Origin of the sequence: Paraburkholderia sp. BR10936, from assembly GCF_040965735.1 — a bacterium.
GTDB classification, from domain to species: Bacteria; Pseudomonadota; Gammaproteobacteria; order Burkholderiales; family Burkholderiaceae; genus Paraburkholderia; species Paraburkholderia nodosa_A.
On record NZ_JBFRCM010000005.1, the window covers coordinates 1 to 26,584 of the forward strand.

Sequence of the window (26,584 nt, forward strand, 5' to 3'; positions counted from 1 at the left end):
GCCGAAGCCGTGGTGTTCGCGATGTGCGCGTCGTACTTCTTCTCGCGCACGCTGATTCCCACGCTCGCCATGTATCTGCTGCGCGCGCGCAAGCCTGACGCTGCGCCCAGGCGCGGCATCGCCGGTGCGTTGACGCGCTTTCAGGCGGGCTTCGAACGACGCTTCGAAGCAGTGCGCAACCGCTATCGCGCGCTGCTTCAGGCGGCGATTGCGCAGCGCCGCCGATTCGTGGTGCTGTGGCTCGCGCTGTGCCTCGGCTCGCTCGTGCTCGTGCCGTTCACCGGCCGCGACTTCTTCCCCGCTGTCGATACCGGCGAAATCCGCCTGCACCTGCGCGCGCCTACCGGCACGCGCATCGAGGAAACGGCCCGCATTACCGACGAAGTCGAAGCGAAAATCCGCAGCGTGATTCCGCCCGCCGAACAGGCCGCGGTGCTCGACAACATCGGCGTGCCGGTGAGCGGCATCAACCTCACATATGACTCGTCGGACCCCATCGGTCCCGAAGACGCGGACATCCTCGTTACGCTCGCGCCGAAGCACAAACCCACCGCGCAATATGTCGCGAAGCTGCGCAACGTGCTCAACGCCTCGTTTCCGGGCGTGACGTTCGCGTTCCTGCCCGCCGACATCGTCAGCCAGATCCTGAACTTCGGCCTGCCTGCGCCCATCGACGTACAGATCGTCGGCAATAAGCTCGCGCAAAACCGCGTCGTGGCGAATCATCTGCTCGACCAGATGCGTGGCGTGCGCGGCCTCGTCGACGCGCGCATCCAGCAGCCCGGGGACGAGCCCACCATCAACGTCGACGTAGATCGCACGAAGGCCCTGCAAGCGGGCCTCACGCAGCACGACGTGGCGCAGAACCTGCTCATCGCGCTCTCGGGCAGCTCGCAAACGACGCCCAACTTCTGGCTCGATCCGAAGAACGGCGTGAGCTATCCGCTCGTGACCGAAGTACCGCAATACGATATCCATTCGCTGCAAACACTCGCCAATATTCCGCTGACGACGTCGCAATCGGTCACGTTCACGCCGCAGAACCAGCTCGGCACGCTCGGCACGGTTTCGCGCAGCTCGCAGGAAGCCGTGGTCTCGCACTACAACGTGCAGCCCGTGCTCGACATCTTTGCGTCGACACAGGGACGCGACCTGGGCGGCGTCGCCTCCGATGTGAACCGCCTCGTGAACGCCGCGCGCGCACAACTGCCGCCGGGCTCGTCGATCGTGATGCGCGGCCAGGTGCAGTCGATGAACGCGTCGTTCAGCGGCCTCGCAGCAGGCCTCGTGTTTGCCATCGCGCTCGTCTACCTGCTGATGGTCGTGAACTTCCAGTCGTGGCTCGATCCGCTCATCATCGTGAGCGGCCTGCCGGCCTCACTCGCCGGCATCGCGTGGATGCTGTTCGTCACGCAGACCACGCTCAGCGTGCCGGCGCTCACGGGCACGATCCTCTGCATGGGCATCGCCACGGCCAACAGCATTCTCGTCATCAACACGGCGCGGGAGTCGCTCGCCGCGGGCATGGAGCCGCTCGCCGCCGCGCTCGATGCGGGTTTCAACCGCTTTCGCCCGGTGCTCATGACGGCGCTCGCGATGCTGATCGGTATGTTGCCGATGGCGCTGGGTCTCGGCGACGGCGGCGAACAGAACGCGCCGCTCGGGCGCGCCGTGATCGGCGGCCTCGCGATCGGCACGCTTTCCACGCTCGTGTTCGTGCCGGTCGTGTTCGGCATGGTGCATGGCTGGCTCGCGCAACGCCGCGCCGCGCGCGATGCCAGCAACGATGCGCAAGCCGATACAACCACTCACGTTGAATAAGGATTCCATAATGAAATCGCAGACACCGCACGAAGAACGCGATGCCGCGGCGCGAACCGCAACGCGAGGTCGCTCGGCTGTCGTCGTCGGCCTGACCTGCCTCGCCATCGCCGCGGCGCTCCTCACGGCGGGCATCGTACCGCGCCTCCAGGCGCGCACGGCGCAAGCGCAGCAGGTCGCGGCACAGCGCGAGCTGATCGTCTCCACCCTCACGCCCACGCGCGCACCTGCCACGCAGGACCTGTTGCTGCCCGGCTCGGTGATGTCCTGGGCCGACGCCTCGATCTACGCTCGCACGAGCGGGTACGTGCAGCACTGGTACACGGATATCGGCGCGCACGTGAAGGCGGGTCAGACGCTCGCGCAGATCGACACGCCCGAGCTCGACGCGCAACTCCAGCAGGCGCGCGCCGACGAAGCCACCGCACAGGCCAACTATCGCTTCGCCAGCAGCACGGCGCAGCGCTGGCAAACGATGCTGCAGACGCAATCGGTCTCCGAGCAGGACGCCCAGGCGAAAACGAGCGACGCCGCCGCGAAACTGGCCACGCTCCAGGCGGCGCAGGCCAACGTGGCGCGACTGCAGGAGCTGGTTTCCTACCAGAAGGTGACGGCGCCTTTCGATGGCGTCATCACGGCGCGCAACGTGCAGGTGGGCGCGCTCGTCACCGCGGGCGGCACGCCCGGCCTCGCCACGATGCCGGGCGAGTTGTTCCATATCTCCCAGACCGACCGGCTGCGCGTGTACGTGGACGTGCCCCAGGACGACGCGAGCCTCGTCACGCCAGGCACGACCGTCTGGCTGACGACGCAGCAATATCCGGGGCGACGCTTCGAGGCGAGCGTGGCGCGCAGCGCGAACGTGATCGATCCCGTGAGCCGCACGTTGCATGTGGAAGTCGATGTGGACAATCACGACGGCGCGCTGATGCCCGGCGCCTACGCGCAGGTGCACCTCGCGCTCACGGCGGCCGCGCCGGCGCTCGAACTGCCCGTGAGTGCGCTGCTGTTCCGCCCGGACGGCGTGACCGTCGCGGTGGTGGATGCAAAGAGCATGGTGCAATTGCGCAAGGTGACCATCGGCCGCGACTTCGGCACCCATGTGGAGATCGCCACCGGACTCGCGCCGACCGATCGCGTCATCAACAATCCCGGCGACGCCATTGCGAGCGGCCAGAGCGTGCGCGTGGCGGCAGCCTCGACGGCTGCGCAAGCGAAAGCGTAAGCGAGGCTCATCATGTTCGAACGCCCTCTCACTGCACTGCGCCGGATCGTCGTCGCCTTCACCGCAGCATCGCTCGCGGCGTGCACCACGTTGCCCCATTACAGCGTACCCTCGACGGACGTGCCTGCGCACTTCGCGACACAAACAACGCCACCGGCGGCGGCACCCGGCTGGACCGTCGCCGCGCCCGCCGACGCCCAAACGCGCGGCCCATGGTGGACGCTCTTCGGCGACAACGACCTCGACCAGCTCGAAGCCCGCGTGGACGTGTCGAACCAGACCGTGCGCCAGGCCGTCGCCAATCTCGAAGCCGCGCGCGCGATGATCGACTATCAGCGCGCGGGCTATGCGCCGACCGTCACGGCGGGTGTGGCGGCGCAGCGTTACCGGACCTCGCAGAATCTCGTGGACCATTCGCTTGCGGGCAAGACGATTCCCGATTACTCGACGGGCCTCACGGCAAGCTGGGAACCCGACCTGTTCGGGCGCGTGAAGGACGCGACCACCCAGGCCCACGCCAACGCCCAGGCCACGCAAGCCGACCTCGAATCGGTGCGCCTTTCGGTTGCGAGCCAGCTGGCGACGGATTACTTCGATTTGCGTTCGCTCGATCGCCAGAAGAAGCTGCTCGACGACACCGTGAGCGCCTACGCGGCCGCGCTGCGCATCGTGCAGCAGCAGCTCGCCGATGGCGCGATCGACGCCTCCGCCGTCGCCCAGGCACAAACCCAGCTCGAGAGCGCGCGCACGGCGGATAGCGACATCGACGTGCAACGCGCGCAGCTTCAGCACGCCATCGCCACGCTGATCGGCGTGCCCGCTTCGACGTTCAGTCTGCCGCCGCGTGTCGATCCCGCCGTCGTGCCGTCGATTCCCGCGGGCGTGCCCTCCGCGCTGCTCGAACGGCGTCCCGACATCGCGGCGGCCGAGCGGCGCGTGGCCGCGGCCAATGCAGGAATCGGCGCAGCGCGCGCGGCCTTTTATCCCGATCTCACGCTCTCGGCGACGGCGGGCCTCGAAAGCACGTTCTTCGCGCCGTGGCTGAGCGCGCCCAGCCTCTTCTGGTCGCTCGGCTCGCAACTGGCGGGCACACTCTTCGACGGCGGCCGGCGCGACGCCACGCTCAAAGGCGCGAGCGCACAATACGATGCGGCAGTAGCCGGCTACCGGCAAACCGTGCTGACGGCGTTCCAGCAAGTCGAAGACAACCTGAGCGCGCTCGACACGCTGGCGAGCGAAGCGCAAAGCCAGCAGCGCGCCACCGCCGCCGCGCAACTCTCGCTCAAGCTCACCACCAACCGCTACCAGGCGGGCGCGGTGAACTATCTCGATGTCGTGACGGCGCAGACCATCGCGCTCTCGAACGAACGCAACGAGGAGCAGATCGCAGGAAGAAGGCTCGATGCGAGCGTGCATCTGCTCCAGGCGCTCGGCGGCGGCTGGGACCGCGCGGCGCTGAGCGACCTGAGCGCTAGGAACGGGCGAACGTCAGGATGAACCGCGTGCTTGCCGCGTCGCTTTCGGCGCGCGCCGAGCCGCCGTGCAGCGCCATGATCGTGCGCACGATCGCGAGCCCCAGACCCGCCGAAGCACCCGCACGCGCCTCGCGATGGCGCGACGCATCCGCGCGATAGAAGCGATCGAAAATGCGTTCCATCAGCGCGGCTTCGATCGGCGTGCCCGGATTGGCCACCGTGACCTCGACGGCCCGTGGCGTCTGCTCGACGCTCAGCGTGATCGCCGCGCCGCGCGGCGTATAGCGCAGCGCATTGGCGAGCAGGTTGCCCACGGCGCGCCGGAACAGCTCCTTGTCCGCGCGCAGGCGGCCCTCGCCCTCCACGCGGATTTGCACGCCCGCTTCGTCGGCGAGACCTTCGAAGTAGTCGGCAATCTGCGTGAGCGCATCGTGCACGTCGAACTCCGCGAGTGTCGTCATGAACTGCGGGTGCTCCGCACGCGCGAGAAAGATCACGCTTTCGATCATGCGCGAAAGCCGTTCGCATTCCTCCAGATTCGATTCGAGCAACGCCTCGTATTCGGCCGTGGTGCGCTCGCGTGCGAGCGCCACTTCGTTCGCGCCGCGCAGGTTGCCGAGCGGCGTACGCATGTCATGCGCGAGATCCGCCGTGTATTGCGACATCCGCTCGAAGCCCCCGTGCAAACGGTCGAGCATGGCGTTGAGCGATTTCGTGAGCGCCTCGAGCTCGCTCGGCGCGCGTTCGACTTCGATGGGCGTGTCGAGCCGGTCCACCGTGACCGTGGCCGCACGCGCCGCCATCTCGCGCAGCGGACGCAGCGACTCGCGCACGAGCAGCCAGCTCATGAGGAACGCCAGCAGCATGCCTGCCAGGCCGAACCCGTAGAGCCGCTCGCGATAGTGATCGAGCAGCTGCCAGCGATCGGTCATGTCACGCGCGATGACGATCGTGACAGGCGTGCCGTCCGCCAGCGCGGCGTCGGTAGCGAGTCCGCGCACGGGCACACCGCGCGCGTTGCGCCACTCCACCACATCGCCTTCGGTAATGCGTTGCGTCGGCGGGAGACGCCGCGCGAGCGCCGCTTCTGGAAACGCCGCGTCTGCAATGCCCGCCGTGTTGTGCTCGACGAGTTGCGCGCCGCCGGTACCGAGTATTTCCATGGAAAGCGCGGGATTGCCGAGCACCTGGCTCGTGAGCCGCTCCGCATGTTCGCGCACGTCGTGCTCGTTGTGCAGTTCCTGCGCGAGGCGGCGCGTGTGGCGCGAAATCAGCACAATATCGAGGTCGTCCTGCTGCTTCACCTCGCGGTCCAGCGTGAAATAAAGCGTGCTGCCCACAAGCGCGAATACCGCGAGCGTGGTACCCGCGAAACTCAGCGCGAGGCCTGTGGCGAGCGAGCGCACAGCCATGCGCGGCATCAGGCGTTCCCTTTGATTTCGGCGACGTAGCCCACGCCGCGCACCGTGTGGATCAGCTTGACGTCGAACGCGTCGTCCACCTTCGCGCGCAGGCGGCGGATGGCGACTTCCACGACGTTCGTGTCGCTGTCGAAGTTCATGTCCCACACGTATGAGGCGATCTGCGTGCGTGTGAGCACTTCGCCCTGGCGGCGCACGAGCAGCTGCAGCAGCGAGAACTCCTTCGGCGTGAGGTCGATGCGCGTGGCCCCGCGTTTCACGCGCCGGCGCGTGACGTCCACTTCGAGGTCGCCGAGCAGCAGCACGTCGCTCTCGCGCGGGGGGCCGCGGCGGGCCAGCGTGCGCACGCGCGCGAGCAGTTCGACGAAGGCGAACGGCTTGACGAGGTAGTCGTCCGCGCCCAGCTCGAGGCCCTTCACGCGGTCGCTGATGTCGTCGCGCGCGGTGAGGAACAGCACCGGCGTGGTGTGCGTGGCGCGCAGCGTCTTGAGCACCGTCCAGCCGTCCATCGCGGGCAGCATGACGTCGAGCACGATCACGTCGTACGCCGCCTCTTTCGCGAGAATCAGGCCTTCCGCGCCGTCCGCCGCGACATCCACGGCATAGCCGGATTCCTCGAAGCCCTTCTTCAGATACGCGCCGGTCTTCGGCTCGTCTTCGATTACGAGAATGCGCATCGCCGTTCAATTTTGAGTGTGTCCGGCTCAATTGTATGCGTTATGTCGCTTGCTGCGCTTCCGGGCGGCGCGCCTGGCGTAGCCGCCCAGGTCCTGCGGGATGCATTTCGAACGGTCGTATCGAATCTGCTTTGAGGGACTTGCGAAGAAGTCATCGGGTATCGTGCATGCAAACGCCCGCTCGAATGCCTCGAACCCTTTGCCTTCCTGGCTGCAAGCCTTATGCCGTGCGGTTTCAGCCGTGGCTCCCCGGCACCCCGCTCCATTTATCGCCCTCCTTCGCCGCGGCGACGAATGTTGCCCCCGAACCGCCCCATTCATGATCGAAAACACTGGCCGATAAGCAGCGGTCAGCGGGCCAACCCAATCGAAAAACGTCGGAGACCACGAGTGCACACCCGCCAGTGGCCGGCGAACTGAGCGCCGTAATCGACACCTACCGCGCGTTGATATCCAGCCGTTTGCATGGAAGCCGTTATCCGCATGCTGAGCCGCAGTCCAAAAATCTTGTCAGCACAACTGATAGAACGGGACATGCACGTCGCTAGCGAAGCGTAAGTAATGCGAATCAGGTATCTCGAAATTTGTTTAGCCCGAATTCTTGTCGATCGTCATTTCGCTTAACGATTGTTGACGGATTTTTTCTGCCGCCCAGGCGATGATTTTGTCTTTCGCGCGCGCCTTTGGTAGCGATGCCGGACATCATCTGGCCTCAAGGGTTAATAAAAATGAATGACCGTTGTTATCGGCTTGTCTTCAGCAAGCTGCGGGAAATGTTGGTCGCAGTTTCAGAAACAACGACGGGACACAGTAGCGCCTGTCATGGGGAAACCGGCCCCGCGCGCGCGCTTCAGTCCTTTGCGCTCTTCTCAATGCGTCATGCAGCGTTTGCTGCGCTCGTTCTCTTTGGTCTCGCGCCAGCCCTCTCCGAAGCACAGATTGCACCGTCCGGCGCGCACGCGCCAAACGTAATCACTACGGCAAACGGGCTCCCGCAAGTGAACGTCACCAAGCCCTCCGGGGCTGGCGTATCACTTAATACATATTCACAATTCGACGTCCAGAAAAACGGAACAATTCTAAATAATTCGCCTGTTATTGCAGGCACGCAACTCGCCGGGCAAATATCGGGGAATCCGAATTTTGGTCCGAATGACGCAGCGAAGATTATCGTCAACCAGGTTAACAGCAATAATCCATCCCAGTTGAGAGGTTACGTCGAGGTCGCAGGAAAAAAAGCCGATGTCGTGATTGCGAACAGTTCCGGGATCGTGGTCGATGGCGGCGGCTTTATCAATACCGCACGTGGAATTTTAACGACCGGTAATCCGCTTATCGATGGCAGTGGGAATCTGACGGGCTTCAGTGTAAGGGGCGGCCTGATTACTGTCCAGGGCGCGGGCCTGAACGCCTCGAATATCGATGAGGTCGATTTGTTGTCCAGAGCCCTCGAAGTGAATGCGGCCATATATGGCGGCAATACACTTCATGTCGTGACGGGCGCCAACAACATCGATTACACGAGCCTCGTTCCCACGCCCATCGCAGGTACGGGACCTGCACCCGGCGTCGCCATCGACGTATCGCAACTGGGTGGCATGTACAGTGGCCGCATCATCCTGGTCGGCACGGAGAATGGCGTGGGTGTCGCGAATGCGGGCGCCATTGCAGCGCAGGCGGGCGACCTCATCCTCACGAGCGCGGGTCAGCTTGTGCAGTCCGGCAAGGTCAATGCGAGCGGCAATGTCGGAATCAGTGCGACGGGCGTCGCGAATACGGGCACCATCTACGCGCTGGGCAACACCGCGATTGGCACGGAGAGAACCGTTTCGAACAGTGGGACAGTTGCTGCCCAACAAAACACTTCGATTACCGCCGGCGGTATCGCATCGACTGGCACACTCGGTGCAGGCGTGAACGGCGACGGTTCGGTGGGCAGCAGCGGTGACCTGCTGCTTTCCGCGTCGGGACAGCTTGACGCTACTGGGCTGAACCTGGCGGGCGGCAACGCGACGCTTACGGGTAGCGGCGCGAATCTTGCGGGCAGCGAGACAGCAGCGAACCGCAACCTGTCGCTGGCGGCCTATGGCGGTGACGTGAACCTTGCTGGCGCGACCACTAGCGCTGGCGGCGCCGTGAACGCACAGGCGACCGGGGCACTGGTCAACGACTTCGGCTCCCTGAGTGCTGGCAGCGGCATCACACTTGATACGGGCAGCATCTCGAACCACCAGGGCGAGATGTCTTCGCAGGGCGCGTTCGTCGCGCAGACCTCGGGACAGATGGCGAACCAGGGCGGCCAGTTTGTCTCTCAGGGCGCAATGCAGGTTAGCAGCGGGGGTGCCATTGCGAACAACGCGGGGGTCATGCAGGGTGCTGCGGGCGTATCGGTCGCAGGTTCGTCACTGGACAATACGGCGGGGCGCATCACCTCCCTCTCCAGCGACGGGCTGTCGGTCACCACAACCGGGCAGCTTCTGAACGCAGCGGGGACCACGGCAGGCGGCGCGCAGGGCGGCGTAATCGGCGGCAATGGTGCCGTGACGTTGCAGGGTGGGAGCATTGTCAACCACGGCGCGGTCATCGCACAAACAGACCTCCAGGTTGATACGCACTCCCTGAATAACGACGCGGGCACGCTTCAGGCGCAGAACAATGCAACGATCAACGCCGGAGCGCAACTCACCGATAACGGCGGTGCCATTGTTGCGGGCCAGGCCGCGCGCCTCAGCGCCAGGACGCTGGATAACAGTGGGGGCGTCACCCAGGCCGCGCTACTCGCCCTCAACGCAACGAACCTTGTCAATCACGCGGGCACGATCACGCAGAGCGGTTCGAGGCCGATGAGCGTGAATGTCAGCAATACGCTCGACAATTCGGCAGGGGGCACGCTTCAGACCAACAGTACCGACCTCTCGCTCACCTCCGCTGCAATTGAAAACGATGGCGGCACAATCACGCATGCAGGGACCGGCACCCTGACGCTCGACGCGGGTAATGGCAGGGGCACGCTGTCGAACGTCAATGGCAAGATTCAGAGCAACGGCGAAGTGGTTGCCCAGGCTGGTGCATTCAACAATACCCAGGGGCAGGTTGTCGCTCAGAACGGCCTCATCGCCACGGTAGGCGGCGCGCTCAACAACACAAACGGCAAACTGCTGTCGAATGCGGACCTGAGCCTCACAAGCGGCACACTGAGCAACGATGACGGTCAGGCTGGCGCGGGTGCGAACGAAACGATCCATGCTGGCTCAGTCACAAACAGCGGCGGCGTTTTTGTGGCACCGAACCTCTCGATCACGACCGGTGGCACGTTCGATAACAGTGGCGGCGAAACGCAGGCCAATCAGCTTGCGTTGTCGGCGACGGATCTGCTGAACCGCGGCGGAACCATTACGCAACTTGGCGCATCAGCAATGGCACTCGATGTCAGCGATACGCTGGACAATTCCGCGAATGGCGTCATCCAGACCAACAGTACGGACTTCACCCTCGCCCCTGCCAGTCTCATCAACGACAATGGCGGCACGATCACGCACGCAGGTACTGGCACGCTCACGATTGATCCGGGCAATGGTTCGGGCTCCTTCTCGAATGCGGGCGGCCAGGTCCTTACGGCGGGGCAGCTTCAGGTCAAGGCTGGCAGCGTCAACAATCAGGCCGGAGCACTCGCGGCACAGGGGGTTATCTCGGCAACCGTTGCGGGGGACGTGAACAACAACCAGGGCGTTGTGCGATCGCTGTCCTCGATTGACCTCGCGAGCGGAGGTGCACTGACGAACGTGAACGGGCAAATCCAGTCCGGCACGGGTTCGCCCGGTGACAGCAGCACACTCGGTGTTCAGGCCGCGTCGATTGATTCCACAAATGGCCTCATTGGCAACCTCGGCACGGGCGATACCATCGTGCAGGGCGGCAGCCAGATCGTCAACAGTAACGGGCTCGTTGCGGGTCACGGGGCCGTGAAGCTCAATGCGTCGTCCATCTCGAACACGCAGCACGGCCAGGTGGCCGGCGCGGCCGTCTCGATCCAGACGGGCACGCTCGACGACAATGCGGGCAAGATTGGCACCTTTACCGGTTCGGGCGGTGATGTCGATATTACGGCCACGGGGGCTGTGTCGAATACCAACGGCCAGATCGGCGCCGATCATGACCTGCTGATCAGTGCCGCAACGCTCACGGGGGGAGGCGCATACAGTGCAGCCAATGACGTGACGGCAAACCTGCTGGGTGACTTCGCGCCGACGTCGGCCATGCAGTTCACGGCAGGTCACAACCTCAACTTCACCCTGCCGGGCACATTCAACAATTCCGCCACCCTCCAGGCGGTCGATAACCTCAATGTCAACGCGAACGACATCAACAACAGCGGCGCCATGATGGCGGGCGGTACCCTTTCAACGCAATCGAACACGCTCGAAAACTCGGGCGCGATTGTGGGCAGTAGCGTATCGCTGAACGCGACCACCCGTATTTCGAACGTGGGTCCGACCGCGCTCATTGGCGCCACCGACAGTAACGGCCTGCTTGAACTGCTCGCGCCCGACATCGAGAACCGTGACGACACCACGGCCACCGACACGCAGGCGACCACCGCGATTTTCGGTCTTGGCCGGGTCGTGCTCGCGGGCGGCAAGGGTGCAAGCGGCAACTACACCAACGCGAACTTGATCGACAACGTGTCAGCGCTCATCCAGTCCTCGGCTGACATGGCGATGTACTCGAATCAGGTCACGAACACGCGTCGCGTGATGACGACCGACGGGGCCTACACCGAAGCAGTCGATCCGTCGATCATCGAGCGGCTTGGTATCAGCCTTTCGGGGTGTACGGCAGCGTACATGGCCGCATGCGGTCCTGGCAATCCGCAGGTCATGGGCATCCAGTTCGATCCGAATGCTTCCAACTACGATCCCGCCGTCATCGCTGCATTGCAGGCCGGGCCAGGCGGCATGCCGATCGATCCGCCGCACGGCGGCCAGTGGAACAGTACGTACCAGTACACGACCTATACGGGCGTGGCGCTCGGCAACCTGATTACCGCCATCAGCCCGAAGGCGCAGATTATGGCGGGTGGCAACCTGGACCTGTCGAATGTGGGCCTGTTCCAGAACTACTGGAGCGCGGTGGCTGCCGTGGGCAACATTGCGATGCCGGCCTACCTCGACGCGAATAGCTGGGCCGGACAGCTTGCACCGGGCGTGCAGGTGACGTACTCGGGCCAGTATCACTACGACAACTACGACAACTCGGAACATAACTGGCAGTTGCCGTTCGGCAACGCGACATTCGTCACCTCCAATCCGGGTGGCTACCAGGTGGCCCCGGCTAGCATCAAGCTCTATAGTCTGCCCGACTACGAATCCACCTGGGGCGCGGGCGGCACGATCTCCGGTAACGGTGTTAGCATCAACAATACCGCCGGCAACGCTGGAATTCCGTCACTCGGCCTGGTCAACGGCCAGTCGATCTCGGGCATCAATGTCGGCTCGGTTAGCGGCAGTGCGAACGGCACAAAGAGCGGCGCGGCCTCTGTCCAGGGCAACGCGACCCAGGTCGACCCGGTCATCGCACACGCGACGGCGGTGAGTGTCCTGAGCAATCTGTCAGTTCCCCAAGGCGGCCTGTTCAGTCGCGATACGGCACCGAACGCGCCGTATCTGATCGAGTCGAATCCGGCCTTTACGAGCGCGAAATCGTTCATTTCAAGCGACTACTATCTCCAGCAGCTTGGCCTGAATCCGCAGACGGTGGAGAAGCGCCTGGGCGATGGCCTTTACGAGCAGCAGCTCGTGCAGAACCAGATCACGTCGCTGACCGGCAAGGCTGTACTCGGTCCCTATACCGATACCCAGGCGATGTACCAGGCACTGCTCGCAGCGGGCGCATCGCTTTCCGAATCCCTGAACCTGCCGCTGGGCATGACGCTGTCACCCGCGCAGGTTGCGGCCCTGACGACCAACGTCGTCATCATGCAGACCGAGATGGTTGACGGGCAGTCGGTGCTCGTTCCCGTCGTCTATCTCGCGCAGGCCAGCCAGCAGAACATGAACGGGCCGCTCATCACGGCGACCGACATCGACCTCCAGAATGCACAGACCTTCACGAATAGCGGCACGATGCAGGCCAGCAATTCGTTGACGATCAACGGCAAGTCGATCGACAACGCGTTCGGCACGCTGCAAAGTGGCGGCCTCATGTCGCTGGCGACAACCGGGGACGTGAATTTCACCTCCGCGACGGTAAACGCCGGAAGTCTGGCGCTGAACGCAGGCGGCAATCTGCTGCTGAACACGGCAACGAACACGGTGAACCAGGTCAGCGCAACGGGTGCCACGCGAACCACGACCATGCTTGGACCCATCGCGAACCTGAACGTCAAGGGCGATGCTGCGATTGTGACGGGCGGCAACTTCGAGCAGAACGGGGCCAACCTGAATGTGGGCGGCAACCTTGGCATGGCCGTTGGCGGCAACTACGACATCGGCACGGTGCAGACCGGCGAGCAGAAGGTGGTTCATGGCGCGAACGGGGTGTCGGATACGAACCTCAATAGCGCGACCGGCAGTTCGGTGAAAGTGGGCGGGGCCTCGCTGATTGGCGTGGGTGGCGACCTGACCGCAACCGGTGCGAAGATCAACCTGGGCGGTGGCGGCACTATCGCAGCGAACGGCAACGTGACGTTGCAGGCGGCGACGACCACGTCGACCATTGACAGCAGCCATGCAACCAGCGATCACAATGGCAACTACTCCGATGCGGAGCATCTGTCCAGCCAGGCCCTGACCAGCACGACCCTCACGAGTGGCAACACGCTGAACGTGGTGTCGGGCAACAACATCAACGTGAACGGCAGTTCCATTGCGCTGACCCAGGGCAATGCAAACCTTCAGGCGGCCAATGACGTGAATATCGGCGGGACCGCTGCGACCCAGGTTGCGGATACGCAGCAGACATCGAGCACCAGTCACATTGTGAGCAGCAAGCAGGTCGCAAGCACGCGCGACACGACCACCACGCAGACGCTTGGCAGCACGATCTCGGCGGACGGCGTGTCCATTAGTAGCGGACACGACATCAACGTCGCGGGTAGCACGATTGTCGGCACAAACGACGTGGCGTTGAGTGCCGCGCATGACCTGGCCGTTACCACGACGCAGGACACCATGCAGTCCTCCGGCACGTATCAGGAGCAGCATTCTGGACTGGGCACAAGCGGTCTGACGGTCACGGCTGGCACCAGCAAGCTTACGCAGACCGACCAGGAGTCGAGCGTCACGAATAACGGAAGTCTGATCGGCAGCCTTGACGGCAACGTATCGATGACGGCAGGCAACAACCTGCACATCACCAGCAGCGATGTCATCGCTGCGCAAAACGTGACGGGCAAAGCTGCGAACGTCACCATCGACTCAGCAACCAACACCTCGAACTACAGTGAGACCACGCAGACCAGGAAGAGCGGTTTCACACTCGGTCTTTCGGGCAGCGTGGGCGACGCCATCAACGGGGCGTACCAGCAGGGGCAAGCAGTCGCAAGCGGCAACAGCGACAGCCGCGCGACGGCGCTGCACGCCATCGCGGCGGCAGGCGATGCAGCGATTGCCGTGGCCGGTGCGACAGGTGGCGCGCTGGCGGGCCAGAGTCCGAGCATTGGTGTGCAATTGAGTTTTGGGTCCAGCCAGAGCAGCAGTACGTTCAGCGAGAGCCAGGCCGCGCAACAGGGTTCGACCGTCCAGGCAGGCGGCACCGCGAGCTTTACGGCAACGGGCAATGGCACGCCCGGGTCAGGCAATGTCACGATTGCCGGTTCGAACGTGAGCGCGAACGATGTCGCCCTCACTGCGAAGAACGCGGTGAATATCGTCAACACCACGAATACGGACCAGACGGCCAGCACGAACAAATCGAGCAGCGCAAGTGTTGGCGTTTCGTATGGCACGCAGGGCTTCGGCGTATCAGCGTCAATGTCAAACGCGCACGGCGACGCGAACAGCGACGCGGCGATCCAGAACAACTCGCATATCACGGGCGCTAACAGCGTGACGATCACGAGTGGAGGCGATACGAATATCGTCGGCTCAGATGTCGCGGGCGGTACGGTGACGGCGAATGTCGGCGGCAACCTCAACATCCGGAGTGTGCAGGACACGACCGTGAGCACCGCGCACCAGAGCAGTACGGGCGGTGGCTTCAGCATCAGCCAGGGCGGCGGCAGCGCGAGCTTCAGCGCCCAGAACGGTCACGCCGATTCGAATTTTGCGCAGGTCACCGAGCAGGCGGGCATCGAGGCCGGTAGCGGTGGTTTCAATGTCAACGTCAACGGCAATACGAACCTGACGGGCGCGGTGATTTCGAGCACCGCTGACCCGTCGAACAACAGTTTGACGACCGGTACCCTCACGTTCAGCGATATCCAGAACCAGTCGCATTATGACGCGACGAGCAACGGTATTAGCGCGGGCGTAGGCGTTGGCAGTACCGGCAAGGCAATCGGGCCGGGCTCGGTCGGCGGGACAGGTGGTGTATCACCGATGATGTCGCAGAACGAAAGCGGTGATTCGAGCGCGACCACGCGCAACGCGATCAGCGCGGGTTCGATCGACATCACGAACCAGGCAGCGCAGACGCAGGATGTATCGACCCTGAGCCGCGATACGATCAACACGAACGGAATGGTAGCCGGCACGCCGGACGTGAACGCGATCCTGAACCAGCAGACCGACACGATGCAGGCGGCGCAGGCGGCAGGCCAGGTGGTTGCACAGGGTATCGGTGCGTATGCGGACAGCAAGCAGGCCACGGATGCGTCGTGGGCCGAAGGCGGAAACAGCCGCGCCCTGTTGCAGGCGGCGGGCGGTGCGCTCATCGGTGGCCTTGGTGGAGGCAGTATCTTTACTGCAGTAGGCGGCGGATTTGGCGCGGGACTAGCCTCAAAAGCAGCGCAAGGATTGAACGACATTGCACAGGGCGTCGAATCGGAAACAGGTTCGGCCCTGATCGGCAACCTTGCCGGAAACATCGTAGCGGGGTTAGGCGGAGCATTGGTGGGCGGTACGGCAGGCGCGGCTACAGCTTCGAACGTGCAGCTTTATAACCAGCAGCTTGATCCGTTGATGAAGAGAAAGGGCCTCGTTCCGTCCAGTTGCACGGCGACGGGCCCGTGCAATGAATCGGTGATGACCGCTCAAAGTCATGCAACGGGGGCAAATGCGCAGGTTGCATCGCAGAACATGCAGGCTGAAGCTCCCTATATTGCTGGCACGCTCGCCTTGGGGGTTGCCGCTGGACCGGATGCGATCATCGCGGCTGCGACGCTGGGTGCAGTAGATTATGCTAACGACATTGCAGCATATGTGACGAAACTATCGACTGACGCACCGAACGTTGCGAAATCGTATACGACTGGCCTAGTCAGTGGCGTATTCGGCCCACTCGCCATAGCTGATAGTGAACTTGCGGGATTGAGCAGAGGTGGCATAGTTGCTGCCGGAGGCTATAACGCTATAGTTAACGGTACGTCTGCATTTGGGGCGGCGGCGGCGACAAATGGGAAACCCGATTTGTCGGGTGGGGTTGCGGCAGGAACGACTGCTGCAGGGTATGCAGTACAAGCGCTCATCCCGGGACCCATTGGAGTAACTGCCAACAAGGCTATACAAAATTCGGCCGGAGCTATTCAATCTGTAATCCAGAAGCAATAGAGGCAGTCATGCTTGAAGCAGGAAAAATAGCATTCTCAAAACTACGGAAAAGATTTCCTCTCTTCGCATCATTGGTGGTTTTTTCCATCGTCGTTTCGATTGCGAGAGGTATGACATTTGTTGCGGCACTTGGGAGGCTGATTCCCGTATTTTTGTTTGCTTTTGTTTTTTTTGCTTATCAGATGATCAAGGCGAATCGATCATTAACTGGCAAGCCTCGGCTCAGCCGAGGGCAATTATTTTCTCGCTTTTATGCAGCAGTATTTGTTTTGTTTGTTTCCTATTTCGGGCTTTCGATACTATGGGAGATGAAGGGAAATGGGGGGGAGGCGTTTGGGATGTTCCTCCCTGTTTTTCTGTTTTGTGTCGTGCTGTGTGCCGTGGCGCTATATCGAGAAATAGGCGATCTTCCTGATGATTTTGAAGGGGGGTAGGAGAATTTAATTCTTGCGGGCGACGGGAATCAGGCATATATGTCGATGCCGACGCCCCATAGGCGTCAACGTTATAGGTGCGGTAACGCACGCGGTCGGGGGCGCGGCTGGCGCGGGCATTGCCTCGATGATGGCGAACCAACTGGATAGCCTTTCGAAAGGCATGGCGTCGGAGACGGGTTCCAGCCTTCTGGGCAACCTTGCAGCGAACGTGGCAGCGGGCGCAGGCGGCGCACTGGTCGGCGGAGGTACAGCAGGCGCGGCAACTGCAACGAACGTGGATCTCTACAATCGTCAAATCGATCCCAAGGAGAAGTCCCTCGCGCAGCAACTGGCCGATGCGAGCGGCGGGAAATATACCGTAGCTCAGATCGAGGACCAGATGCGCCAGATGGAAATGAGCGTCTTGGGGTGGACTTGTTAATTCGGTGAAGAAATGAAACTCATAGAAGACGGAAATCTATCGGGATGGGTATGTTCCGCTTTTATAGCGATAGGTATTGGAATTTGCTACGTGACATTCAAGTACCTCACTCCTTCGATCTGGAGCGCGCTCTTTGCGTTGTTTGGATTCGGACTTGCTGCGGTGGGCGGGATGTGTTCTCGCGCACGACTAGCGCATATCAAGCCATTCGATAGCAGCTACAAGAAGGCCCGCAAGAGCTACGAAAATGACGATGACGAAAGCAACAAGTGAAAATAAGCAAGAAGAAATTTTTGTCAGTTCCGCTTGCTGTTCTCGTTCCTCTCGCGGTCCTCGCGCAGACTCCGCCCGATGCGGCGGTCCGCACGACCGCCGAACAGTAGCGACAGGTCCAGCAGCAGCGGGATGCGTGTCCGTAGCGCGAGGGGTGCGCTCTTTAGAACCGCCAGAGTTTGGGCTTTTCCATCACGTCTGATCATTCACTTCTTCGTCGTGGGGTCGGCAACGGCGAAGATAGATATGGCCGACACTATTAAAGGGAACAAGGCAGTGTTCTACAAAAATATCGCTACTGGGTTGATCGTTGCTGCTGTACTAGCCGGCTGCGCAAGTGCGGGCGTCCAGAAACTCAAGGATGAGAGCGCCGCATCGGTCGGCGAGAAAATTACCAAGGGCAAGAGCACGAAGGATGACGTGCGCGCTACATTCGGGGACCCAACCGAAACATCGTTTACCGACAGCGGCAATGAAATCTGGCGTTACCGCTATTCGCACTCCACTGCCAAGGGGATCAATTTTGTGCCTCTCGCCAACATATTCATGTCTGGGCAGGACGTGGACAAAAAGGAACTTGTTGTGTTTTTTGACGACAAGGGTGTCGTGAAGAATTTTGCCATGCAGTCGAGCAAGGAAGAAGTAAAGGGCGGCATTCTTCCGCAATAACCCGGTCATCACGAAAAATGACTCGCACCAAGCGGCTGTCAGCGGGGACACTGACGGCCTTGATTCCGCTCGCTGTCCACGCGCAGACCCCGCCCGATGTGGCGGCCCGTACCAACGCCGTACAGCAACAGCAGGTCGAGCAGCGACGCGACGCGCAGCAGCGCGCTGCGACCGTCGCCGCGCCCGTTGTACGCTCGACCGAGCCCGTAGTCGGCGAGTACCCCGTACTGCCCGTCGAGACGCCGTGCTTCCGTATCGACACGTTCACGGTCGAGGTTCCCGATACGCTGCCTGAGGTAGTTCGTGTAAAGGGTGCATCGGCGTTGCCGCTCGATCCGTTCGGATTCCTGCACGACTGGCTGGGCCACTATGAGGGCCAATGTGTTGGCAAACAAGGCGTTGACATGCTGGCGAAGGGCCTGCAAGGCGTCATCCTGAGCCACGGTTACATCACGACACGCGTACTCGTGCCGACCCAGGACCTCTCGAAAGGGACGATGAAATTCACGCTCATACCGGGCGTGATCCGCAACCTGAAGTTTGCCGACGCCAGTACACGGGGCACGCTGAAAACCGCCTTTCCGGCTCGTGACGGCGACATCCTCCAGTTGCGCGACCTTGAACAGGGACTGGAGCAGATGAAGCGCGTCCCGAACCAGGACGCCTCCATGGAGATAGTGCCCGGTACCGAACCCGGCCAGAGTGATGTCGTGGTTACGGTCAAGCGCACGAAGCCATGGTCGCTCGTCGTCTCGGCGGATAACTCGGGCAGCGACGCGACGGGCCGTTACATCGGCAACGTGTCGCTCGCGCTCTATAACCTCCTGGGCATCAACGACGTGCTTTCAGGTGGCTACAACCAGGATTTGCAGTTCGGCAACCATGACCTCGGTACACACGGCTGGAATGCCTCGTATGCGGTGCCGTGGGGCTACTGGACTGGCACGCTGTTCGGCTACACGAACACGTATTACCAGCAAATTGCCGGGGTCAACCAGACGTTCGTTTCGAGCGGAAACGCGCAGACAGCGGGTCTGAAGCTGGAGCGCGTCATTCGTCGTAGCCAGAACGATGTTTCGGGCGTCGAGTTTCAGCTAGTCAAGCGCTTTGGCGCGAGCTTCATCGATGACGTCGAAATCCCACAGCAGAAGCGCGACAACACGTTCATCGAGGCGGGGCTGACCAATCGCCATTACTTCGACGCGGCGCAGTTCGATGGCACCCTCGCCTACCGGCAGGGTATCGGTGCGCTCGGGGCATCGCCGGATTCGGCGAATGGGCCCACCTACTACTTCCACGTGGCGACGCTCGACGCCAATCTCTCGGTTCCGTTCGCGGTGGCCGGCAAGACGCTGCGTTATGTCGGCACGCTGCACGGGCAGTTCACCAACGACGAACTGAACTATATCGATGACCTGACCATCGGCAGCCGCTACACGGTTCGCGGCTTCAGCGGTGAAACGATGCTGGCCGCGGAGAAAGGCTTCTACTGGCGCAACGAACTCCAGTATCCGCTTGGGGCAACAGGCCAGTTGCTTTATGCGGGCCTCGACTACGGCCACCTTTGGGGACCATCTACGGCGTTTCTTGCCGGAACGCAGCTCGCGGGCGCGGTCCTTGGTTTCAAGGGTTCCGTATCCTCGCGCCTGGGCGCGTTCACCTATGACGTGTTCGCCGGCACGCCGGTCTACGCGCCGCGCGGCTTCCCCGCGCCGGGCGTGACGCTGGGCTTTCAGGTGACGGGACAATTCTGATGTGCGATTCACTGACGATAAGGAGCTAACATTGTTGATGAGCCGAAAATTTTCGATGGGTCTGATTAGCGCCGCCGTGCTGCTGGCCGCGTGTGGTGGAGGCAGCGGCGGCGGTGGCGGAGCATCAGGGGCGGATTCGTCGGCTTCCGCGGGAGTATCCTCGCCAGGTGCGGCCTCTGCGCCTGACGCGGCCTCATCGCCGCAATCGACCACTTTCAACTGTCCGGCCAGCTACAGTCGCCTCGATATCCCCCCGAGTACCGCTGCGGGCACGGCGATGACGATGGTCTCCAATGACAATATCGCAACGCTGACATTCAAGGCCCCCACAGGTGGCGTTACGCGCGCCTTGACGCTCTGCCTCGGCAAACCTGACCCGGTGCCCGCTGGCATCACGACGCCCTTCGCCTACGAAATCACGGAAGGTGGCGCTGGCGATATCACGCAGTTTGACAACCGGATGCTGACGTTCAATTTCTCGACAACGCAGCCTGTGACGGGCACTCCTGCACTCGAGCTGGCGACCGTTACGGCTGCGGGCGTGACCTATTCTCCAACAATTCCGGGAGCGCTGTTCACCGTCAGCCCGAATTACAGCGTCGCCGGCATTCCGAACCGGACGGGGCTGTATGTGGTTCGCCTGACGAAGTAACGGATGAGCCGGCGACACAGACAATGACCGACCGCCGCGCCGATCAGTCCAGCGCTGTTGTTAAATCCAGCTCAGTGTGCCGCGCTCACCTGCGTAGCCGGTTCCGAATGACGCGCACGCTGCGAAACCAGGATCGCAAGCGCCGCGAGCACCGCCGGTACGGCGAGCATGGCGAGAATCGCAGCGAATTCCCAGCCGAGACCCAGCAGCGCACCGCCGATGGCCGAGCCGAAGATGCTGCCAAAGCGGCCCATGCCCAACATCCAGCTCACACCCGTTGCACGCGCAACCGTCGGATAACGGCCCGGTGCGTAGGCGTTCAGGCCCGTTTGCGCACCGCTCATGCAGAAGCCCGCGGCAAACACCAGCAGCGCGAGCGACGAGGAAAGCGCCCCCACACCGGCCAGCGCCAGCACGCAGATGCCGCCGCCGACATACGCCGCGCTGATCACGCGCGCCGGGCGCACCTTGTCCATGATCCAGCCCACCAGCACGGCGCCGATCGTGCCGCCGATCTGGAACATGGCCGTGACGTTCGCCGCCACCGTGATGGAGAGGCCCGCGTCCTTGATCAGCGTGGGCAGCCAGCCGGTCAGCAGATAGATGACGAGCAGACCCATGAAATACGTGACCCACAGCGCGATGGTCATCACGCCATAGCCTTCCGAGAACAGCACGCCGATCGGCTTGCGCGTGGGCAGCGGCGGCTCCGTCGAAACGAAGTTCTCGTCGCCCGCGAAACTCGCGCCGGTCACGCGGTTCAGCGTCGCGGCAATGCGCTTGCTCGTGGCGCCCCGCACGGCGAGCAGACGCGCCGATTCCGGCAGCAGCCAGGCCTGCAGCGGCACGAGTGCGAGCGGAATGGCGCCGCCGAAAATCAGCACCGCGCGCCAGCCGTGGTTCGGCACGAGCCAGCCAGCTGCGAAGCCGATCAACGCCGAGCCGAGGTTGAAGCCCGTGAACATGATCGTGATGAGCAGCGCGCGGCGGCGTTGCGGCGAGTACTCCGAGAGCAGCGTCGTGGAGTTCGGCATGGCCGCGCCAAGACCGATGCCGGTCAGCACGCGCAGCGCCGCCATCGAAACCGGCGACTGCGTGAACGCCGTGAGGATCGTGAACACGCCGAAGAGGAACACAGAGGTGATCAGCACCCACTTGCGGCCAACGCGGTCAGAAGCCGGGCCGGCGGCCAGCGCGCCGATCACGAGGCCGATGGGCGCCGCGCTCATGACGAGACCGAACTCGGGACGCGAAATGCCCCACTCGTGAATGATGGAGGGCGCGACGAAGCCCATGATGGCCACGTCCATGCCATCGGCTGTCACCGCGAGGAAGCACAGCGCCACCAGTAGCCACTGGTAGGCCGAAATGTGGCGTTCGTCGATGAACGCCTTGATATCGATTGTTTTGCTGCCAGACATCTGTCGTCTCCTGTCCGTTCTGTGGTCTGCCGCTCGCTCGTGCCCGAGTCGAATTTCAACGAACTGCTATCCGTCGGGGGCACGATAGATGGCCAACCCCGCGTCTAAAAGTGCGGGTTAACCACATATTGGATACGTCCTTGCCCGTCCGCATGGGCGATTCCCGCACGCTCGCACCCGCGATACCGCCCGGGAAGCCGCGCCGCGTAAAGGCCGTGCGCATTCGGCCCGCGCTTTGCCCGACGCGGCCCGGGGCTGGAATCGAATCCAGCGTGATAAACAAAATCGATGTTCTCCGAAAGGATTCGCAAACGCGCTGGACGATCGTGCGGAATTCAGTTGCCGCTACATCGCCGGGGGCCGCTTCCCTACGCGCCGCTTTTCGAGGCGGCGGCGCCGTTCGAGCCGCTGCCCTTGCCCCGCATGTGCCATGCGATTCAGTTATCGCTTCCAAAACAAAACCAGCCCCGAAGGGCTGGCCGGTTCAACGTCGAATCAAGCGAGTGTGCCCGAAATTCACCCGTTAAGGCGCGGCAACACCCTGCGTAGTCGGCGTGTACGTCGCATAGAAGCTCGAGCCTGCCCAGGTATGCGTCGGCTGGTTATACAGCGGTGCGCCCTGCGTCCAGTTCGCACCGAGGTGCCAGTCGCCGGTGCCCGTGAACTGCGCGACGGCCGGGTACGGATAAACCGGGCGGCTGGCCGTCACGTTGTTCGACGAATCGGTCTGGTACGTGATGACCGCGTTCGGCGCCGCGCCCTGCTCGGCCCACGCCGTGATCTGCGAGACGAGGTCGATGTTCGGGAAGCCTTCGCCGCCGCCGCAGTGGGCCACGCCGGGCACGAGGTACAGGCGAGCGAAATCGCTCACGTTCGAAGCGCCCATCGTGTTCTGCATCGCTTCGTAGTACTGGATCGTGAAGAGCGGCGAAATGTGTTGATCCGCCCAGCCGTGCCACAGGATCAGCTTGCCGCCCGCCTTCTTGAACGCCGATAGATCGGGGTTCGTCGCGTCCACCAGCGGATGGTTGGCCTGCAGGTAGGTCGGGTAGAAGCTCGCATCCGTGTAGCCGAAGGTGTCGATGGTCGGCATGGTGGGCGAGCCCGTGAAGATCAGGTTATAAGCACCCGTCACGATCATGTAGCTGAACAGGCTCTTCACCGATACCGGCGTGGCCGTCGAATTCGTCGTGGGCACTTCCACGCCGACCCAGTTCTCCTCCGAACCCATCTGCGGGGAGCCCGCCAGCATGCGCTCACCCGTTGTCGCATCGACCGGTCCGCCATAGATCTTGCTCGCGGTGGCGACTTCGGCTGCGGTCAGACAGTTGCTCGTGTTCGTCGCGCCCTGCGCACACTGGATCGATGCGGGATCGAAATTGCAGGTGCGCGGATCGGCGATCAGACCATCGGGCACACCCGCCTGGCCGCCGCATGCCGCGATGACTGCCTTGTGCAGCACGAGCGCCTTGTCGGCGTACAGAACGGCGTTGCCGGTGCTGTCGCCGGTCGTGCTTTGCGACTCCACGCTCCAGCCGTGATACAGCGAGTTCTGGATCTGGAAGTGCGCAGCCGGCGCGCCCGCAATGATGCCGTTATAGTCGTTCGGATAGCGTTGGGCGGCCATCAGCGCTTCGCGGCCGCCGTCCGAGCAGCCGATGAAGTACGCGTACTTCTGCGTCTGGCCGTAGTAGGCCTTGATGAGCTTCTCCGCCGTGAGCGTCGTGATGTGCTGCCCGCGATAGGCGAAATCGGCCTGTTTTTGCGGGTCCGTAGTCCACGTCGTGTCGTTGCCCGAGTGGCCCATGTCGGTCGCCGCCGTCACGAAGCCGCCTTCCTGCACGAGCGGGCACGTGTAGCTGAAGCTGAACGACGACTGCTGGGTCGGGTCGCTCAGGTTGCCGCACAGGCCTCCACAGCCCAGCGCCGCAAAGCGCTGCGTCCACGTGCTCACCGGCAGTGCCACTTCGAACGTATTCGAAGGCGCGAGCGTGCCCTTTACGGTACAGAAGTTGACCGAAGCACCGTTGATGGTCGCCGTGGTCACGCTAGCCGAAGTAATCGCGCTGCCCGCGCCGCCAATATCGGTGATATCGACCGACGCCAGCTTCGAGCAATCCACCACGGGCGCCACGACTGCAAGCGGCGCTTTCGATGCATCGGCGCTACTGCTGCCACTACCGCCACTGCCGCACGCGGCCACGAGCGTGGCCGCCGCGAAGAGGGCGAACAGCGAGAGCAGCGAGGCGGCACGAGCGCGCACGCTCGTGAAAAGCCATCGGGTATGCAGGTTTCTCATGCTTGCCTCCTGGTGTCGTACGTCCTGGTTTTTTTCTGAGTCACTTTCACGCCTCCGATTCTGTTTTTTCTGATTAGTAAGCCTAATTACTTTGGATACGTAGACCATGCGACATGAAATGTCCAATCCAATCGCGTTATTGCCCCTTCTATATTGCCCCTTCTATTTCCCTTATTGCCGTCTTGCTCGTGCCCTGCTACGGCCCGTACGCCGCGTTGCCGGCCGGCTCCATGCCGAACGCCCGCTTGGTCGCCTCGGCGCGCGCCGAACCGAGGAACGCGAGGAAATCCGCTGCCGCCTGCCGCTGCTGCGACACCGCACAGATCGCCGCGGAAAAGACCGTGACGAGTTGCGCCCCGGCCGGGAGCGGCCCGATCACTTCCACGCCCGGCACATCCTTTAGCTCGCTCAATTGCTGAAAGCCGATCTCGACCTCACCGGCCGCGATCAGGCTCGCCACCGGCACGCCCGGCCGCGCCATCACGAGGCGCGGCCTGAGCGTTTCGGCCACGCCCCAGCGCTCGACCAGCCGCAACAAATGGTCGCCGCTAGGCCCCGTCGAATAGCCGATGCGCGCCGCGCGCAGCATCGTCTCGCGCAGTGCGTCCTCGGTGCCGATATCCGGGTGCGCCGCGCCGGCGGCGACGGCCGCCGCCATGCCGGAGTGCACGACGTCCGTGCGCGCACCGACGAGGTGCCCGCCCGCCGCCAGGCGGTCGATCGCCGCCGAGGCCAGCACGGCGAAATCGAATGCCGCGCCGGCCTGCACGCGGCGCGCGGCTTCCACGCCGCCTATCGCCGCAACGGTCAGCCGCTGCCCCGTTTCACGCTCGTATTGCTCGGCGAGGTCCGCGAGCAGGAGACGCGTCGCCATCGACCCGACTCCCGCCAGTGCGGCGTTGCTTTTCACATCGTCCTTTGTCATTGACTTCCGTTTCAGTCCAGAGTGAGCGAGGCCGCCTTGTCTTGCGCTTCGCTGGTGTCGCATGGACTGCGAGCCGCTACGCGCGCGCTCACAACCCCTTTGCCTTGAGCCGCGCGTCGAGGCGCGGATACACGCGGCGCGCGTTGCCTTCGTAAATCTTGTAGCGATCCGCGGCATCGACATGCGCGGCTTCGATATAGCGCTTCGTGTCGTCGTAGTTGTGGCCCGTTTCCGGGTCGATGCCGCGCACCGCACCGATCATTTCGCTCGCGAACAGAATGTTGTCCACGGGAATCACGCGCGTGAGCAAGTCGATGCCGGGCTGGTGATAGACGCAGGTGTCGAAGAACACGTTATTCAGCAGATGCTCGCTGAGCGGCGGTTTCTTCAGCTCCTGCGCGAGACCGCGGAAGCGTCCCCAGTGATAGGGCACCGCGCCGCCGCCGTGCGGAATCACGAAACGCAGCGTGGGGAAATCGCGGAACAGGTCCGACGTCAGGCACTGCATGAACGCAGTCGTGTCCGCGTTCAGGTAGTGCGCGCCCGTGGTGTGGAAGCACGCGTTGCAGCTCGTGCTTACGTGGATCATCGCGGGAATGTCGTATTCGACGAGCTTCTCGTAGATCGGGTACCAGTGGCGATCGGAAAGCGGCGGGCTCGTCCAGTGGCCGCCCGAGGGATCGGGGTTCAGGTTGACCGCTACATTGCCGTACTGCTCCACGCACTTGACGAGTTCCGGCACGCACGTGGCGGGATCGACACCCGGGCTTTGCGGCAGCATCGCGGCCGGCACGAAATGCTCCGGAAAAAGCTCGCTCACGCGGTGGCACAGCTCATTGCAGATCGCGGCCCAGGTGCTCGACACCTCGAAGTCGCCAATGTGATGGGCCATGAAACTCGCGCGCGGGCTGAAAATCGTCAGATCGAGACCGCGCTCGCGCATCAGCTTGAGCTGATTGAGTTCGATCGATTCGCGCAATTCGTCGTCGCTGATCTTCAGCTCCGATACCTTCGGCATCCCGGACGGATGGGCGATGCCCGCTATCTGGCGTTTGCGCCACGCCTCCAGCGCTGCGGGCGCCGTAGTGTAGTGGCCGTGAATGTCGATGATCATTGGGACCTCTGCTGCTGATTCGAAGCGTGGCGCTACGGTACGAATTGGCCCCACCGCGCTAGTAGCCAGGGCTATTACCTGGACTGCGCAAATAATACCGCTGGCGCCACTAAGCGAGTGCGGGAGCCGGCGGCTGAAAATACCGGCAACCATGGACGCCGTGGGGTTTGCGCCGCGCCGCCTCGCCCGGATGAGGCGGCGCACCGCCCTGCCGCGCCGGCCGAATGCCGATAAATTAAATCGATGGCTCGATAAACATCTGGTAAGCGATCGATGGAATTCGAAGGGTCCCT

The 26,584-nt window shown here is 62.9% G+C and carries 16 protein-coding genes; 10 read left to right on the top strand and 6 right to left on the bottom strand.

The window, feature by feature from the left end:
• The 3 genes from AB4Y36_RS12255 to AB4Y36_RS12265 form a co-directional block, all read left to right on the top strand.
• Positions 1-1,821: efflux RND transporter permease subunit (locus AB4Y36_RS12255; protein WP_368683079.1), on the top strand; the 1,821-nt coding region annotated here is incomplete at its 5' end.
• A gap of 10 nt (positions 1,822-1,831) precedes the next feature.
• Entirely contained in the window at positions 1,832-3,046 is a 1,215-nt protein-coding gene (locus AB4Y36_RS12260; protein WP_368683080.1) for an efflux RND transporter periplasmic adaptor subunit, read from the top strand.
• 12 nt (positions 3,047-3,058) lie between these two features.
• Positions 3,059-4,543, top strand: a complete 1,485-nt coding sequence (locus tag AB4Y36_RS12265) for an efflux transporter outer membrane subunit (RefSeq protein WP_368683081.1) — start codon at positions 3,059-3,061, stop codon at positions 4,541-4,543.
• On the opposite strand, the gene AB4Y36_RS12270 is transcribed toward AB4Y36_RS12265, so the two are convergent.
• Both AB4Y36_RS12270 and AB4Y36_RS12275 read right to left on the bottom strand, forming a co-directional pair.
• Entirely contained in the window at positions 4,518-5,933 is a 1,416-nt protein-coding gene (locus AB4Y36_RS12270) for a heavy metal sensor histidine kinase (RefSeq protein ID WP_368618358.1), read from the bottom strand. The genes AB4Y36_RS12265 and AB4Y36_RS12270 overlap by 26 nt on opposite strands.
• A gap of 8 nt (positions 5,934-5,941) precedes the next feature.
• On the bottom strand, positions 5,942-6,619 hold the full coding sequence (locus AB4Y36_RS12275) for a heavy metal response regulator transcription factor (protein ID WP_069263361.1): 678 nt from the start codon (positions 6,617-6,619) through the stop codon (positions 5,942-5,944).
• Positions 6,620-7,311: 692 nt separating this feature from the next.
• On the opposite strand from AB4Y36_RS12275, the gene AB4Y36_RS12280 reads away from it, so the two are divergent.
• From AB4Y36_RS12280 to AB4Y36_RS12310, 7 genes are all read left to right on the top strand, one after another.
• Positions 7,312-16,326 (top strand): hemagglutinin repeat-containing protein, encoded by a 9,015-nt coding sequence (locus AB4Y36_RS12280; RefSeq protein ID WP_368683082.1) that lies wholly within the window; start codon positions 7,312-7,314, stop codon positions 16,324-16,326.
• Positions 16,327-16,334: 8 nt separating this feature from the next.
• Entirely contained in the window at positions 16,335-16,760 is a 426-nt protein-coding gene (locus AB4Y36_RS12285) for a hypothetical protein (protein WP_368683083.1), read from the top strand.
• 127 nt (positions 16,761-16,887) lie between these two features.
• Complete coding sequence (locus tag AB4Y36_RS12290) at positions 16,888-17,184, top strand: hypothetical protein (protein WP_368683084.1); 297 nt, start codon at positions 16,888-16,890, stop codon at positions 17,182-17,184.
• 12 nt (positions 17,185-17,196) lie between these two features.
• On the top strand, positions 17,197-17,457 hold the full coding sequence (locus AB4Y36_RS12295; protein ID WP_368683085.1) for a hypothetical protein: 261 nt from the start codon (positions 17,197-17,199) through the stop codon (positions 17,455-17,457).
• A 246-nt stretch (positions 17,458-17,703) separates the two neighbouring features.
• Entirely contained in the window at positions 17,704-18,126 is a 423-nt protein-coding gene (bamE, locus tag AB4Y36_RS12300) for an outer membrane protein assembly factor BamE (RefSeq protein WP_368683086.1), read from the top strand.
• A 17-nt stretch (positions 18,127-18,143) separates the two neighbouring features.
• Positions 18,144-19,880, top strand: coding sequence for a ShlB/FhaC/HecB family hemolysin secretion/activation protein (locus AB4Y36_RS12305; protein WP_368683087.1), 1,737 nt, complete (start codon positions 18,144-18,146; stop codon positions 19,878-19,880).
• Between the two features lie 283 nt (positions 19,881-20,163).
• Entirely contained in the window at positions 20,164-20,532 is a 369-nt protein-coding gene (locus tag AB4Y36_RS12310; protein WP_368683088.1) for a hypothetical protein, read from the top strand.
• 71 nt (positions 20,533-20,603) lie between these two features.
• Here AB4Y36_RS12310 and AB4Y36_RS12315 read toward each other — a convergent pair whose 3' ends face one another.
• From AB4Y36_RS12315 to AB4Y36_RS12330, 4 genes are all read right to left on the bottom strand, one after another.
• Entirely contained in the window at positions 20,604-21,953 is a 1,350-nt protein-coding gene (locus AB4Y36_RS12315) for an MFS transporter (protein ID WP_342948691.1), read from the bottom strand.
• A gap of 523 nt (positions 21,954-22,476) precedes the next feature.
• Positions 22,477-24,252 (bottom strand): tannase/feruloyl esterase family alpha/beta hydrolase, encoded by a 1,776-nt coding sequence (locus AB4Y36_RS12320; RefSeq protein WP_368683089.1) that lies wholly within the window; start codon positions 24,250-24,252, stop codon positions 22,477-22,479.
• A 196-nt stretch (positions 24,253-24,448) separates the two neighbouring features.
• Positions 24,449-25,126: a substrate-binding domain-containing protein gene (locus AB4Y36_RS12325; protein ID WP_368683090.1), complete on the bottom strand. Its 678-nt coding sequence runs from the start codon at positions 25,124-25,126 to the stop codon at positions 24,449-24,451.
• Between the two features lie 139 nt (positions 25,127-25,265).
• Positions 25,266-26,291, bottom strand: a complete 1,026-nt coding sequence (locus tag AB4Y36_RS12330) for an amidohydrolase family protein (RefSeq protein WP_342948688.1) — start codon at positions 26,289-26,291, stop codon at positions 25,266-25,268.
• Between the last annotated feature and the right edge of the window lie 293 nt (positions 26,292-26,584).

Coding starts and splice junctions, on each gene's coding strand:
- AB4Y36_RS12295 (WP_368683085.1), top strand. CDS start 17,197: ATGAAACTCATAGAAGACGGAAATCTATCGGGATGGGTATGTTCCGCT.
- AB4Y36_RS12310 (WP_368683088.1), top strand. CDS start 20,164: ATGGTCTCCAATGACAATATCGCAACGCTGACATTCAAGGCCCCCACA.
- AB4Y36_RS12325 (WP_368683090.1), bottom strand. CDS start 25,126: ATGGCGACGCGTCTCCTGCTCGCGGACCTCGCCGAGCAATACGAGCGT.
- AB4Y36_RS12305 (WP_368683087.1), top strand. CDS start 18,144: ATGACTCGCACCAAGCGGCTGTCAGCGGGGACACTGACGGCCTTGATT.
- AB4Y36_RS12285 (WP_368683083.1), top strand. CDS start 16,335: ATGCTTGAAGCAGGAAAAATAGCATTCTCAAAACTACGGAAAAGATTT.
- AB4Y36_RS12260 (WP_368683080.1), top strand. CDS start 1,832: ATGAAATCGCAGACACCGCACGAAGAACGCGATGCCGCGGCGCGAACC.
- AB4Y36_RS12270 (WP_368618358.1), bottom strand. CDS start 5,933: ATGGCTGTGCGCTCGCTCGCCACAGGCCTCGCGCTGAGTTTCGCGGGT.
- AB4Y36_RS12290 (WP_368683084.1), top strand. CDS start 16,888: ATGATGGCGAACCAACTGGATAGCCTTTCGAAAGGCATGGCGTCGGAG.
- AB4Y36_RS12315 (WP_342948691.1), bottom strand. CDS start 21,953: ATGTCTGGCAGCAAAACAATCGATATCAAGGCGTTCATCGACGAACGC.
- AB4Y36_RS12265 (WP_368683081.1), top strand. CDS start 3,059: ATGTTCGAACGCCCTCTCACTGCACTGCGCCGGATCGTCGTCGCCTTC.
- bamE (WP_368683086.1), top strand. CDS start 17,704: ATGGCCGACACTATTAAAGGGAACAAGGCAGTGTTCTACAAAAATATC.
- AB4Y36_RS12320 (WP_368683089.1), bottom strand. CDS start 24,252: ATGAGAAACCTGCATACCCGATGGCTTTTCACGAGCGTGCGCGCTCGT.
- AB4Y36_RS12330 (WP_342948688.1), bottom strand. CDS start 26,291: ATGATCATCGACATTCACGGCCACTACACTACGGCGCCCGCAGCGCTG.
- AB4Y36_RS12280 (WP_368683082.1), top strand. CDS start 7,312: ATGCCGGACATCATCTGGCCTCAAGGGTTAATAAAAATGAATGACCGT.
- AB4Y36_RS12275 (WP_069263361.1), bottom strand. CDS start 6,619: ATGCGCATTCTCGTAATCGAAGACGAGCCGAAGACCGGCGCGTATCTG.